Genomic DNA, 15,427 nt, shown 5'->3' on the forward strand with positions numbered 1-15,427 from the left:
AAGAATAAAAACGTAATCAATCGAGAATGTTCATAAAAGGATAATATAAGCTTAACCAAGACCCGAGTATAAACCCACTAACTTTGCCTTTCTTATGGAGCACATCAGAGCAATCAAAGAAGATGACCAACGCGCTTTTCAGCAGGTGTATGCGTGTTATCACGCGCGGATTTACGGCTTTATACTACAGCGGACAAAGTCGGAATATGTAGCCGAAGAGGTTACCCAGCTAACTTTTATCAAGCTGTGGAAACAACGGGGAATCCTTAGCGAGCAATTATCTATTGACGTGCAATTGTTTGGTATGGCTCGGCAAGTTATGATTGATGTGCTTCGCAAAGAAGCTACTCGTTTCAAATATGAAGGAGAATTTGCAGAAACCCCGTTTACCAATAGTCTGATTGATGCTATAGAAAGTAAAGACCTATTACAGATCCTAGAACGGGATATTCAGAATATGCCTAAAATGAGACGCTTGGTGTTTGAGCTTAGTCGAAAGCAAGGGCTATCACATAAAGAGATTGCAAACATCTTCTCTATTTCACCTAAAGCCGTCGAATATCATATCGGCAAAGCACTTTTGCAGCTCAAGCAGCACCTCTATTCTATTATGCTGTAGAGCTGTGTCTCCAGCAGGGTTCCATGGATCGGCCGCTAACCGATAGCCCATCAATCCTAGGCTCTAATATTAAAAAATTGTAAAGTCACTGGGGATACCTTGTTGAGCCACGTAATATCTATATATGAGGTTCAGAAGGAAACAACGACGTGGCGAAGCCGACTTGCCAGACGCTAAACAGCAGGTGCGGAAAAAGATCTGGGAAGATCCCACGATCATTGAAGAAATGTTTAACGATGCTGAATGGCAACAATATCAGGAAGGCACAGAAAGTCAAATGCCATCTCAGAAGATGGCACAGCATATTGAGGAAGAGATCCGTCGAGAAGAAAGAAAGGCTCAACAGCGTGAAATACGTTTACAGCGCTCCAGTCGAATTATGCAGGGAGGCATAGCTGCTGCAATTCTCCTTCTTATCTCCTTCCAGGTTTGGCATCAATCACAACAGATAAACCAACACGCGCAGCATCCTAATGTACAAAAAGACATTGCGGTTGACGCAGTACAACCGCAATGGATCTCCGTTGTGAATAATACGGACAAGATGGATACTATACGGCTGCCCGACCATTCCATAGTACATCTATTTGCCCAGAGTAGCTTGCGTTACCGACATGATTTTGTCGGAGAATCACGTGATATACAGCTGGATGGAAAAGCCTACTTCGATGTCGCGAAAGATTCGAAAAGACCATTTAGTGTATACGCGAACGGTACAAAAACCACAGCCCTCGGAACTTCTTTTACAATCGACACCCGCGTGGAACGAGAACACACCGTGGTGGAGCTCCACAGCGGGAAAGTCGTTGTGGCGTCCACAGCCGATATCCCCGTTTTTGAAAACGTGTTTCTTGATCAAAAAGGGGCGAGCTTACTATTTGACGCGAGTATGCATATTGTCCGCCACCAACGAGGTGTAGCGGAAAGGCCTGAGAAAGTAGAGGTTGTGACAGAAAATCCAGAAATGCTGACAACAGGAAACCTGCTGCACATGGAAAATATCCCCTTATCAAATGTTTTTCATGTTTTGCAGGAGACCTACGGTATACCTATACATGCTCGAGAAAACAATATTAACCGTATTCAGTATACGGGGGTCATCAATACGGAAAGTGAAACCCTTGCCGACGTATTAACGGTTATTTGCCTGATTAATGAACTGCATTATGAGCAGGATGAAGAAGGTGCGTATATTATTTATCGCCAAAACGAACAATAAGGAGATGAAACATAAAAACCTATAAGTCAAAACATATGTTTAACACGTATCAATTGAAAAAAAAGAGCGTTCTGTGCTTTGCATTGCTCGTTGCCGGCTTAGTTGAGGCACAGGCCCAGCAAGCACAAGTAAAAGGCGCGACACAAAACGAATCCGGAGAGTTCCTTTCCGGAGTGAGTATCAAGGCCGTACACGGCGAATCCGGCAGAAGCTTTAATACGAGTTCTTCCGATCGAGGTCTCTTTAGTTTTAGTAATCTACCCGAAGGGGGGCCTTACCAGTTCATCTTCAGCTATATCGGTTTCCAGCCGGACACCCTCTCTGGATACCGTATCCAAACCGGAAAGCCATTAGCGTTGAGTGTCAAACTGCAGCCGGTCACTACGGCATTAGAAGAGGTAGTGATTGGCTATGGAACCATCTCTCGGCGGGATGTAACCAGTTCTATTACCACCATCAAAGCCGAAGATATGAATGTTGGCGTATTCTCTTCGCCCGCCCAAATGTTGCAGGGGAAAGTACCGGGACTGACGATCTCGACGAATAACAGTAATCCGAATGCAACACCTTCCATCAGCTTGCGCGGTGCTTCTACGCTGCGTAGCGGCGAGGCGATGGAACCTTATTATGTGATTGACGGGGTTCCGGGCGCATCCCTCAGCCTCGTAGCTCCCGACGATATCGAGTCTATCGATATCCTTAGGGATGCTTCGGCAACAGCTATCTATGGATCGAAGGCAGCAAACGGTGTGATCATCGTTACGACCAAAAGGGGCAAGGCCGGTCAGACTGATATTAGTTATAACGGATATGTCGCGATTGACCAGGTCGCCAACCGCTATGAGATGATGACAGGCGATCAGTACCGAAGCTTTGTGAATGACAATGGCTTCTCGATGGAACCGACCGACGATCTCGGAGCAAATACCGATTGGCAGCGTGAGGTAGAACGTACCGGCGTTTCAAACAATCATAATATCTCGCTATTGGGTGGTACAGAGAAAACACAGTATAGTGCTAGTCTCAATACAATTAAAAACAATGGTGTGATCAAGGGTACAGATATGGGACGGCAGATTGGGCGCGGCTTCGTCCGCACCAAAGCCTTGAACGATCGCTTGACGGCTTCCTTTAATATCAATACCAGTATAACCAAGCAAAATGATGTTTTAGCCCTAGGCGACGGTGTAAGTGTATACGATGCCATGTATTATTACCTGCCGGTATCGCCCGTACGGACCGAGACGGGTGCTTGGTTTGAAAAAACCGATCGTTCGCAATATGTAAACCCTGTATCGTTGATCGAAGAAAACACCAATTTTTCGAAAACGAAAGTGATACAGGCGCATGTAAAAGCCGGTTACGAAATCTTACCCAGCTTGATCTACAATATCGATCTCTCCTTGCAGAATCGCCAGTTTAATCATTCCCAGTATTACACCGCACTATCGATGGCGGCAAGAAATCAGAATGGTAAATCTATTCGTGCTGCTGTGGAAGACGAACGGAAGGTCATGGAGATGAACTTGAGCTACGACAAAACTTTTGACGGTGTTCATAAGATATCGGCATTGGCCGGTTACTCCTGGGAAGAAAACAATAACAATGATGGCTTCCAGCTAACCACTTCGGATTTCTACGACGATGGTTTGACCTACTATAATCCCGGAATGGCTAATGTTGTGGATCTATTAGGTTTTGGCAACTATTACCTTTCCACTTTGCGCATGATTTCTGTTTATGGACGGGTGAACTATGCATACAATAGTAAATATCTCTTCCAGGCAACCGTCAGAAGAGACGGATCCTCTGCTTTTGGAGCAAACAACCGTTGGGCTACTTTTCCGTCTATATCTGCTGCCTGGCGCTTATCCGAGGAACCTTTTATACAGCAATCTGGCATCTTTGATGACTTAAAACTACGTGCCGGTTATGGTGTGAGCGGTAACTCTATGGGGTTTGACGTATTCACTGCACGGCAGGTATACGGCGCGACCTCCAGTTTTTATACCGATGCTTTCGGGAATGACCTCCGCACATTGGCCGCGTTACGCAATGCCAATCCAGATCTACGTTGGGAGCGTACAGGTATGCTCAACCTCGGCGTGGATTTTGCTTTTCTAGGTAATCGATTGAGTGGTAGCATCGAATACTATGATAAAAATACAACTGATCTCATTTATGATTATGCGGTTTCGACGACAAAATACCTTTATGGTTCGTTGACGGCGAATGTCGGCGAAATCAATAATAAAGGTGTTGAGCTGAGCTTACAGGCAATCCCGGTTCGCTCGGGTAGTTTCACCTGGTCGACCGGTGTGGTAGCCTCCCACAATAAGAATATGGTAACACGTATCTCCAATCAAGAGTTTTCCACCGATTATATAGATCTGAGTGACCTTGGTGGAGCCGGGCAAAGTAATGCTTTTCAACAGCGCTTGATGGAAGGCGCACCGATCGGCCAGTTTTATGCCTGGGAATGGGCGGGTTACGATGAAGACGGTATATCTACTTTCTATGTGCGTGATCCAGAAACCGGAGAAAGAACTGGTGAGACCACGATCACGCCGGCTAACAAAGACCGGGCTGTTATCGGTAGCGCACAACCTAAAGTGACGTTAGGGTGGAACAACAGCCTTACCTATCAAAACTTTACGTTAACGGGTATGTTCCAAGGTGTATTCGGTAACAAGGTCATGAACGCAACGCGTGCAAGACACACCAATGTCGTGGGCAATGCCGGCCAGAAAAATCTGTTGGCGAGTGTGCTTGAAACAGAGAACGTAAATGATATCAATGCCCACTATCTGTCCGATCGCTATTTAGAAAAAGGAGATTACCTCCGCCTAGCGAATCTAACGCTATCGTATAATATCCGTAATCTGAGCAGCCAGTTTAAGAATATCCGCGTTTATGCCACGGTAAATAATGCTTTTGTCTTGACCGGCTACAAAGGAGTAGACCCTGAGGTAGACTTAGGCGGACTGACTCCTGGCATTGACAACCGTCAAACTTATCCGCGCACACGTACCTTTATGTTTGGACTAAACTTTAATTTATAACTAGGAAATTCATCATGAAATCAAAACAATATATCCGTTTACTTTCTTTGTCAGCTCTTGCTGCCACCCTTGTGGCCTGTACTGATTTAGAGGTTGATATCAAATCCCAATATACCGAATTCCCTTCTACAGAAAGAGCGGCCGAAGCTATTTCTGCAGACGTCTATGCAGCATATCGTGAAGCGTTAGGATACAATCATTGGATGGTGCAAACATTATCGTCTGACGAGGCGGTGAGTCTCGCCTTGGGTACCGACTACTACGATGGTGGACGCTTCCGGGAGCTCCATGTACATAACTGGACACCGGACAATGCCATACTCCCGGGCATCTGGAATGGGGCAATGACGGGAATTAATCTTGCAAACAATGTGCTGACCATTTTCAACGATGACGAAAGCGAGATGGCCGCACCGATGCGTGCCATGCGTGCCTATTTTTACTTTATTCTCGTGGATAATTTCGGGGATGCACCGCTGATTACCGGAAAAGTAGACCGTATACCAGACCGGTCACCGCGAGCGGAAATCGCGCGCTTCATCGAATCGGAACTGTTAGCTGTCCGGGATCGGTTGCCGACAGAAGTTTCTGCCGCCACATACGGTAAGGCGACACGTTACATGGCCGATGCGCTGTTGGCTAAATTATACCTAAACTGGGCGGTATATACATCTGGAGATGTGGCGACCTATACCCCCTCCATGCCGAATTCGAAGCTTGACCAAGTAGTCGCTATGTGTGACGATATTATTGAATCTGGGCAGTTTAACTTGACAAGTCATAAGTTTCTGGAAAAATTTCGCCCCAACAATGGCCCACAAATTAAAGACTTTATTTTCGCCATGCCGTTCGACCGGGAGAAACAGCAAGGGATGACGTATGCCCGCTTCTGGATCCACCGCAGTGGGCAGAATCAATTTGCGCCATTGCCGCAAAGCGTTGGGGGGACATTTCGCGTCTTACCGGCCTTTCTTGCTAAATTTAATCTGGAGGGAGATGATAGAAATGGATCTTACATGGGCGGCCTTCAATATTACTGGTCCGACTATGCTCCGGATTTAAGTCGGCCATTTTTAATCAGAACGTCAAAGAGAGGCATCGATCAGGATTACACCGGCGATGACGGAAATGTCACTTTTGATTGGCATATGGAGACGACAAAAGAAATTGAACTTCGTCCAGATGGCGGTCCGACTCTCAATGCCGGTAATGACCAAAAAGGTCGCTCTATGGGATACCGTTCCGTTAAGTTCTATATGGATGTGAACGTTACAGCGGCGAACAATCGGAACCAGAGTAATGACGTGCCTGTTTTTCGATATGCTGATATATTGCTTATGAAGGCGGAAGCCATACTTCGAGGAGCAGCACCCACCAAAGGGGATTCTCCGCAATCACTCATCAACCAAATCCGGGCCTATGTGAATGCCCCCGTCCTTGTTGCAGCCCCAACGCTTGATGATCTGCTGGATGAACGAGCTAGAGAATTTTCGGATGAATCTTGGCGCAGAAATGATTTGATCCGTTATGGCAAGTTTGAGGAAGATTGGGGGTTTAAATCGCTATACGCCGCCGGATTTTCCGAGCGATTCCGCCGGATATTCCCTATACCGCGCCCTGTAATGGAAGTAAACACGAACTGGACGCAGAACGACGGTTATATTAAATAATAAACATAAAACGAAGATGTTTTGGAAAAGCACCCTGGGCAGCGCCTTAGGGTGCTTTTTTATTATCGCTGATTTTGAATGTTCGTCCTTGATATGTACGATGTCGAAGTTAATTGTTTTTCTTATTTTCGCTTAATGGCGAAAGCAAAAACAACATATTTCTGTCAGCAATGCGGCTATGAATCTCCCAAGTGGTTGGGGCAATGTCCTTCCTGCAAGCAATGGAACACTTTTGTCGAAGAAGTGGTAGAAAAGACAGGTTCTAAGGTGCCCGAGTGGCGAAGTACCACGACGCCGACATCCTCACGACGAACAAACAAAGCGGCGATCATCAACGAAATTGTTTATCAGGATGAACAACGTTTGACAACACCTGATAAGGAATTTAATCGGGTGTTAGGAGGAGGTATTGTACCGGGATCTCTTGTCCTGATCGGTGGTGAGCCTGGGATTGGTAAATCAACGCTGATGCTGCAATTGGCGCTGGGCATACCCAAAGTCAAAACACTTTATATCTCGGGTGAGGAGAGCGAACAGCAGATTAAAATGCGGGCAGAACGACTTGCGCAGAGCGCAACTGCAAATTGCTATATCCTGACCGAGACATCCACACAGCAGATTTTTAAGCAGATAGAAACGGTGCAACCCGACATGGTGGTTATCGACTCGATTCAGACGCTGCACTCTTCCCAGATAGAGTCAGCTCCAGGCTCGGTATCACAAGTGCGGGAATGTACGGCTGAACTCTTGCGTTTTGCTAAAGAGACCAGTACACCTGTATTTATTGTAGGGCATATTACTAAGGACGGTTCTATTGCAGGGCCAAAAGTATTGGAGCACATGGTCGATACGGTATTACAATTTGAAGGGGATCGGAATCATGTGTATCGTATCCTACGAGCCGTAAAGAATCGCTTTGGTTCATCCTCCGAGTTAGGGATATATGAAATGCAGGGATCAGGACTTCGGGAAGTTTCCAATCCTTCGGAGATTATGATCTCCCAGCGTGACGAACCTGTCAGTGGAGTCGCTATTGCTGCCATGTTGGAGGGTATGCGTCCGCTCATGATTGAAGTGCAGGCTTTGGTGAGTAACTCTGCTTTTGGTACCCCACAGCGAACCTCAACGGGATTTGATACAAAACGGTTAAGCATGCTACTTGCCGTTTTGGAAAAACGCTTTGGTTTCCGGCTCAGCGCGCAGGATGTCTTCTTGAATATTGCCGGTGGATTACGTGTGGAAGACCCTGCTATTGATCTAGCTGTTATTGCGGCGTTAATATCCTCTCAACAAGACATTCCATTGCCATCACAGGTAACATTTGCGGGAGAAGTAGGATTATCTGGGGAAATCCGTGCTGTAAACCGTATCGAACAGCGCATTGCGGAAGCAGAAAAATTGGGATTCGAAGGAATTTTTATCTCGAAATATAATACGAAGGGGCTGGATGCTAAAAAATACGACATTGCTATTCGTCCACTGGCTACATTAGAGGATTTGTTCAGCGCGTTGTTTGGCTAGGGACATATAAAGATTTATTTCTATTTTTATCTAGATTAAAAATTATATATGGCATCAGGTATTTTTGCGATTTTGGACGATATCGCGGCATTAATGGACGATGTAGCCGTGACGGCTAAAGTTGCTACTCGCAAAACCGCAGGTATTTTGGGAGACGATTTAGCGGTTAATGCCGAAAAGGCAACAGGTTTTTTATCCTCTCGGGAAATACCTGTTCTATGGGCTATAACAAAGGGTTCATTTATCAATAAACTTATTATTGTTCCAATTGCATTATTGTTAAACACTTTTTTCCCGATTGCTATAAAGATTGCTTTAATTTTGGGTGGTTTTTATCTTGCCTATGAAGGGGCGGAAAAAATTATCGAATATTTCTTTCATCGCCCGAAGGGTGATACGCTCATTGTGGAGAAAAAAGAAGAAGAAAGCAGTGAAGTCGAGAAAGCGAAAATTAGATCGGCGATAACAACCGATTTTATCCTTTCCGTTGAGATTGTCATTATTGCACTGGGGACGGTGCTGGATCGAAGCCTTACCATACAGATTCTAACGGTTTCCGTTGTGGCTCTTTTGGCAACGGTAGGGGTGTATGGCATTGTAGCGCTTATTGTCCGTATGGATGATACCGGTTATCGTCTGATTAAATATAGTAACGAGAAAGGATTTTTGTCGGTTTTAGGACGTCTGCTCGTGAAATCATTGCCTATCGTGATCAAATCGTTATCGGTTATCGGTACGGTTGCGCTGATATTAGTCTCAGGTGGTATCTTTGTACATAATATTGATTATATCCACCATCTTTTTCCATCGTTGCCCGCCATTATTAAGGAATTTGTAGTCGGATTAATTGCAGGAGTATTAGTAGTTGCAATTGTTACTGCGGTTAAAAAGATATATCACCTATTCCTGTAACTATCCTATATTGGTTATTCTATGTATAGACGACTGTTACTTCTTTTTCTGATTACGATACCATCATCTATGGCCTTGTGTCAGGTGATAATGAGAGATGATGCTACCTTGACGGACTTGCTACAGCTTATCGATAGAAAGCAGGAATTTATGGAAGTGAAGGAGATGAAGATCCGAGGTTTAGTACAAGCGTTCAACCAACTTACCGACTACGATAGTACCCGATATTTAATCGCCAAACAGCTTTATCAGGAGTATACACCCTACAAATTGGATTCGGCCATTGTATACGCAGAATATAGTTTGCAACTCGCCCGGCGGTATGGCAATGCCGAATGGATAACAGAGAGTCACCTCGATCTGGCAGCCTTACATTTCACGGCCGGTATGTATATCGACTCTTATAATATCTTACAAGATATATCGAGTGAGCGACTCCCCTCGCCTTTACGTGTGAAATATTATGACGCCCGGAAAAGACTATATAAGTTCTACTCTTCTGCCAATCACTACGACGAAAAATATGAAGCTTGGAGTGATCTTTATCGGGATTCGTTGCTTAATGAATTGGATCCCGAAAGCACGCAATACCAGATTGTTTATGCAGAGAAACTACTGGATCATGAAGAGTTAGAGAAAGCCAAAACGATATTAACGCGGCTTCTGAATCAATCTGAGGAAGAGAACCACGAGCGGGCAATCCTTTGCTATGCGCTGGCAACGGTCTTTAAGCAGGAGGGGAATATCTCCCTACAGCGTCGGTATTTGATACAGTCTGCTATATACGACATCAAGAACGCTATTAAGGAAAATGCCGCCATGCAAGCATTGGCCTCTTTGCTCTACGAAACGGAACATATCGAAGAAGCCTATAAATGTATACAGTCCTCCATGGAGGATGCTATCTTTTGCAATGCTCGTTTCCGGGCCTATGAAGCCTCGCAGATTTTTCCGATCATCGATTCCGCATATCAAGAAAATGAAGCGCAGAAAAAGGATATGCTGACAGGCTTTTTGTTGTTGGTGTCTGTACTTTCTATTTTTCTGGCTTTGGCGATTATTTATGTGTATCGGCAGATGAAAAGGATAAATCGGGTACGGGAAGAGCTGTTCGAAGCGAACCAACGTTTGCAGGAATTGAATGCCCGGTTGAATACAACCAACGACGCCCTGCATAAGACGAATCTTGAAGTATCCTCTATTAATAAAGACTTGGCAGAGGCCAATCACATTAAAGAAGCCTATATCGGTCAATTCTTGGATCTGTGCTCGACGTATATCGATAAACTGGAGCACTTTCAGACCGTGCTGAAAAAGATGGTCATGGGCGGTAAAATGGATGAGCTCCTGAAGCGTTTAAAATCAAGAGATATGATTGAACGGGAAGTAAAAGAGCTGTTTTCTACGTTTGACCATATTTTTCTTCATATCTACCCGAATTTTGTCGAAGACTTTAATGCGCTATTGATGGAAGAAGAGCGCTTTGTGCTGAAAAACAATGAACTTTTAAATACGGAACTCCGCATATTTGCTTTAATCCGACTGGGCATTACAGATAGTTCAAAAATTGCAGGGTTTCTTCACTATTCTACCAACACGATTTATAGTTATCGCACACGGATAAGAAATAAAGCACGTGTCCCTAGAGAAGAATTTGACGATATGGTCATGAAAATCGGAAGAATTAGCAAGATTTAGCGTTATACTTTCTATATTTTTTACATTCTATTTTTTATGTAATTGTTTGTTTGTCAGAAAGTTGATTTGTTTTTAGGTCTATATTTTACCTTGATGCCCTTTTTTAGACCTAATTCCCTCCCTAGCTTTGTATAAGACTTCCAAGAGTAAACCTGATAGAGGCTGGCGGTCAATTATAAATTGTGTTATTCATTAAAATAAAGCGTTATTTATGAAAATCTTTTTGTGTCACAGACGTACTGCAGTGATGTATGTCCTACTGGCTATGTGGAGTGTGCTGTTGCATGTCGATGCGTATGCGCAGCAGCGAAGCATCTCCGGAACGATATCCGATGGAGCAGGTAATCCTGTTGCAGGGGCTTCGGTAGCTGTTTTGGGGAAAAGCGAAGCAACGCGTACCGATGCGGACGGACAATTTTCGCTACAGGCAGAAACGGGGGATGTACTGCACGTTACCTCGATTGGCTATTCATTGATTGAGCAACCTGTAGATGCTTCATCTGTTTATCAGATCACCCTGCTGGAAAGCCAGGAAGAACTGGAGGAGATTGTCGTGGTGGGGTATGGTACCGTGCGAAAACGTGATCTAACGGGGTCAATGGCTTCGGTCGGTTCGGAGGCCATGAAAGATCGACCTGTCGCCAATATCGGAGAAGCACTGCAAGGACGCGCATCCGGTGTACAGATTGTGAATAGTGGAGCGCCGGGAAGCAATGTATCTATTCAGATACGTGGATTGGGGTCGATCAATAATAGTGCTCCCCTATTAGTTATTGACGGTGTGCCGACCGATCTTGCATTGAACGCCTTGAATCCCAATGATGTAGAAACAATTGATATCCTCAAAGATGCGTCAGCAACGGCTATTTACGGTTCACGCGGTGCAAATGGTGTGGTGCTGATTACGACCAAAAAGGGACATAAGGATAAGGGAACCTTCGCTGCCAGTGCCAATTTTGCAACGCAGGAGGCAACCAGTCTTCCAAAAATGTTGAATGCCGCGCAGTTCGCCTCGTTGCACAATGAAATGATGGCCAATAATAATGAACGGCAACGGCCTGACTTTGCCGATCCTACGCTTTTGGGAGAAGGCACTGACTGGACTGACGCGCTATTGCGTAGGGATCGTCTATCCAATTATTCGCTATCTTATTCGGGGGGAGGAGAGAAAAATACCTATTACGTTTCAGGTGGTATCTTGAGCCAAGATGGTATTGTATTGAATACGTCCTACAAGCGTTATACCTTTCAGTTTAATAATGAGGCCCAACAGACCTCTTGGCTGAAAATGGGGAATAACCTGAGCTTGAGCCATGATATTAAAAAGAATGGTTCTTACAGTGTTTTGAATACATTGGCCTCGTTGCCCACGCAACCCATATACAATGAAGACGGTAGCTTCTCCGGGCCGGGAAATGAAGCGATTTTCTATGGAGATTTGAGGAACCCCATCGGTACCGCCTTATTGGATCAAAATACCACCAATGGATATAATCTGTTGGGCAACTTGTATGCTGAGGCAAAGTTTTTAGACCATTTTACATTCAAAACCATCGTTGGCCTGGACTATAAAGCATGGGACAATGTGAACTTTGCTCCCAAATATGATTGGAAACCCATTCCCGTGCCGAATTCATTCCAGAGCGAGAGTTCCAACAAGAGCCTGACGTATCTGTGGGATAATACGTTGACGTATACCAATACCTTCGATGGGATTCACGACGTCAACATTATGGTCGGTTCCAGTGCCCAGAACAATGAGTATAACTACATGACGGGCAGTATTAAGGAGTTTCTGTCCGATAACAATAACCAGCTCAACAACGGCTTGCTTGACCCGACGGTTGGCGGTAGTCGGAATGAATGGGCACTTCTTTCTTTTTTCGGTCGTGCCAATTATACCTTCGACAATAAGTATTTACTGACGGCCACGGTACGTCATGACGGAACCTCCCGTATTGCACCAGGCAATCGTTGGGGAACGTTTCCTTCCTTTGCGGCTGCTTGGCGGATCTCCGAAGAAGATTTCTTTAACAAGAACCATATTTTCGGAGATGTAAAAGTACGCGCCGGATATGGTGTCACCGGTAATCAGGCCGTTTTGGATATCTATGCGGCATCCGCACGCCTCAATACATCCAGATACGTGTTTAATGACACGCCGGTCTCTACGTTGTATCCATTGGTCATGCCAAACCCAAATATTCGCTGGGAAACGATCAAACAGACGAATGTCGGGGTCGATGCCGCATTTTTTGAAAACAGGATCAATGTCACATTTGATGCCTATATCAAGAAAACCTCCGATATGTTGGTCAGTATGGTTGTACCGATCACCACGGGATATTCCGATATCTATACGCCAATGATCAATGCGGGTGAGGTAGAAAATAAAGGATGGGAATTGACCATCGGAAGTGATAACCTACGTGGCGATTTCAAATGGCATTCTGATTTTAATATTTCGTACAACAGAAATAAGATTGTCAACCTGCATGGTGATGTGCCGATCTATTTCGGATACCAGTCCCATACCGTTGGACAGCCTGTATCGGGATTTTATGGCTGGCGTACCAACGGTCTTTTCCAAAATTGGGATGAGGTGAATAGCTACGCACATCAATACCAGGGTGCAGACCCGGCGAATAGTACGGCGCCCGGAGACATCAAATTTTTAGATTTAAATAAAGATGGTGTGGTCAATGACTACGACCGAACCTATTTGGGGAATCCAACGCCAAGCTGGAGTTTTGCCATGGGCAACAGATTGTCTTATAAAAACTTTGATATGGAACTGTTTTTACAAGGTGTGGCAGGCAATCAGATATATAATGCCAACCGGGTGACATTGGAAGGTATGTACACGATTCGTAACCAGACGACAAAAGTACAAGAGCGTTGGACAGGTGAAGGAACGAGCAATGAAATGCCTCGTGCAATCTACAGTGACCCTAACCGAAACACCCGTAATTCGGATCGTTTTATCGAAGAAGGTAAGTATTTGCGCCTGAAGAATGTGACAATAGGCTATACGCTGCCGAATGTCCTATCGGAGCGCGCAAAAATCAGCAGTTTACGTTTTTATCTGTCGGGACAGAACTTGCTGACCTGGACGAATTACTCGGGTTTTGATCCGGAAGTAATCGGTGGAGTAGACAACAGTAATTATCCGATTACCCGAAACCTGAGTTTAGGTGTAGATTTTAGATTCTAAAACATTCAGCATAACGATTATGAACAAGATATTTTATACGGCTTTTTTAATTTTTCCTTTACTATTCAGTGCTTGCTCGGGTTTCTTGGATAAAGAACCCTTTGAAGACCCGAGTGCCGAATCGGTAAAAGACGCTGCTTCAGCCGTGGCGATGGTTAATGCCGCCTATCAGCCTTTGCAGCGCCCTAAATTATACAACATGCGGATCTGGTCATTGGATATCATGGCGGGAAACAGTGTCGTGGGTGCTGGCGGTGGCGATGATGGTATCGAAACAATCCAGTTGGCTAACTTTTCTACGGGTCCCGACAATTTTGCGGCAGTTGACCTCTGGCGGGGGCCGAACCCGGGAATATTGTATTGCAACACGGTGTTGGAAAATGTGCCCGATATGGATATTGACGAGAACCTTAAAAACCGGATTATCGGAGAGGCAAAGTTCCTACGGGCGCATTATTATTTCCTGTTGGTACAGCTTTTTGGCGATGTGCCGTTGAGTTTGATTCCCCCGAAACCAGATGATGATTTGAACCAGGAACGGATAGACAAAAACCGCATTTATAATGAAGTCATTATACCCGATCTGAATGATGCCATCAATCTGTTGCCCCGACGGGAAGAATATGGAGACGAAGATAAAGGGCGTGCAACAAAAGGAGCGGCCGCAGGGATATTGGCAAAGGTATACCTAACGCTGAAACAATATGAGCAAGCAGTCGAGATGTGTAATCTCGTAGCTGATTACGGCTATGTACTCAATCCAGATTATAGTGATTGCTTTGGCGGGGAAAAAAGACATAAAAACACATCCGAATCACTCTTTGAAGTACAATATTATGGACTTACAAATGCAGGTTTTTGGGATGATGAAAACCAGGCAAATTGGCTGAGTACCTACATGGGGCCGCGTAATTCCAGCTGGGTAGGTGGCGGCTACGGTTGGAACCAACCGACGGACGAATTCGTTAGCCAATATGAACAAGGCGATTTGCGCAAAGATAAAACCGTACTCTATGAAGGAGGGCCTTTGTTTGACGGCAAGCAATACAAATCCAATATGTCTTCCACGGGATATAACGTCCGGAAATTTCTGGTACCCCTGTCGGTATCACCAGATTACAACACAAATGCGGCAAATATCGTGGTGTTACGTTATGCCGATGTATTGCTGATGAAAGCCGAAGCGCTGAACGAGCTTGGCCGTACCGGAGAAGCTGTAGAGCCGCTGTATGGGGTTCGTGAACGTGCAGGTTTGACCAATAAGCAGGAGCTGGAAAATTTGTCGCAAAGTGAGATGCGCGAGAAAATCCGTCAAGAGCGGCGTATCGAGCTGGCTTTTGAAGGACACCGTTGGTTTGATATGATACGGTGGGATAACGGACAGTATGCGTTGGACTTTCTGCACAGTATCGGTAAGCTGAACGCAGCCAGAAAGCACCTATTGCTTCCTATTCCACAAGTAGAACGGGATGCCAACCCGAAATTGAGACAGAATCCCGGTTATTAATATGT

At 45.1% G+C, this 15,427-nt stretch carries 9 protein-coding genes; all 9 read left to right on the top strand.

Translation table 11 applies throughout. From position 1 onward, the window contains the following. Positions 1 to 94 precede the first annotated feature (94 nt). The 9 genes from H8B06_RS11735 to H8B06_RS11775 all read left to right on the top strand — a co-directional run bounded on the left by H8B06_RS11735 (position 95) and on the right by H8B06_RS11775 (position 15,422). On the top strand, positions 95 to 619 hold the full coding sequence (locus H8B06_RS11735) for an RNA polymerase sigma-70 factor (protein WP_190994457.1): 525 nt from the start codon (positions 95 to 97) through the stop codon (positions 617 to 619). A 124-nt stretch (positions 620 to 743) separates the two neighbouring features. Beyond that, complete coding sequence (locus H8B06_RS11740) at positions 744 to 1,838, top strand: FecR family protein (RefSeq protein ID WP_190994458.1); 1,095 nt, start codon at positions 744 to 746, stop codon at positions 1,836 to 1,838. 53 nt (positions 1,839 to 1,891) lie between these two features. Further along, on the top strand, positions 1,892 to 4,900 hold the full coding sequence (locus H8B06_RS11745) for a SusC/RagA family TonB-linked outer membrane protein (RefSeq protein WP_223857636.1): 3,009 nt from the start codon (positions 1,892 to 1,894) through the stop codon (positions 4,898 to 4,900). Positions 4,901 to 4,914: 14 nt separating this feature from the next. Further along, positions 4,915 to 6,570, top strand: a complete 1,656-nt coding sequence (locus tag H8B06_RS11750) for a RagB/SusD family nutrient uptake outer membrane protein (protein ID WP_190994460.1) — start codon at positions 4,915 to 4,917, stop codon at positions 6,568 to 6,570. A gap of 135 nt (positions 6,571 to 6,705) precedes the next feature. Further along, positions 6,706 to 8,091 (top strand): DNA repair protein RadA, encoded by a 1,386-nt coding sequence (radA, locus tag H8B06_RS11755; protein ID WP_190994461.1) that lies wholly within the window; start codon positions 6,706 to 6,708, stop codon positions 8,089 to 8,091. 48 nt (positions 8,092 to 8,139) lie between these two features. Beyond that, complete coding sequence (locus tag H8B06_RS11760; RefSeq protein ID WP_190994462.1) at positions 8,140 to 9,003, top strand: DUF808 domain-containing protein; 864 nt, start codon at positions 8,140 to 8,142, stop codon at positions 9,001 to 9,003. Between the two features lie 21 nt (positions 9,004 to 9,024). Next, a complete protein-coding gene (locus H8B06_RS11765; RefSeq protein WP_190994463.1) occupies positions 9,025 to 10,701 on the top strand; it encodes a DUF6377 domain-containing protein in 1,677 nt (558 codons plus the stop codon). 211 nt (positions 10,702 to 10,912) lie between these two features. After that, on the top strand, positions 10,913 to 13,915 hold the full coding sequence (locus H8B06_RS11770; protein WP_223857637.1) for a SusC/RagA family TonB-linked outer membrane protein: 3,003 nt from the start codon (positions 10,913 to 10,915) through the stop codon (positions 13,913 to 13,915). A 19-nt stretch (positions 13,916 to 13,934) separates the two neighbouring features. Beyond that, entirely contained in the window at positions 13,935 to 15,422 is a 1,488-nt protein-coding gene (locus H8B06_RS11775; protein ID WP_190994464.1) for a RagB/SusD family nutrient uptake outer membrane protein, read from the top strand. Positions 15,423 to 15,427 lie beyond the last annotated feature (5 nt).

The organism is Sphingobacterium micropteri (assembly GCF_014692515.1).
In the GTDB taxonomy this organism is placed as follows: Bacteria; Bacteroidota; Bacteroidia; order Sphingobacteriales; family Sphingobacteriaceae; genus Sphingobacterium; species Sphingobacterium micropteri.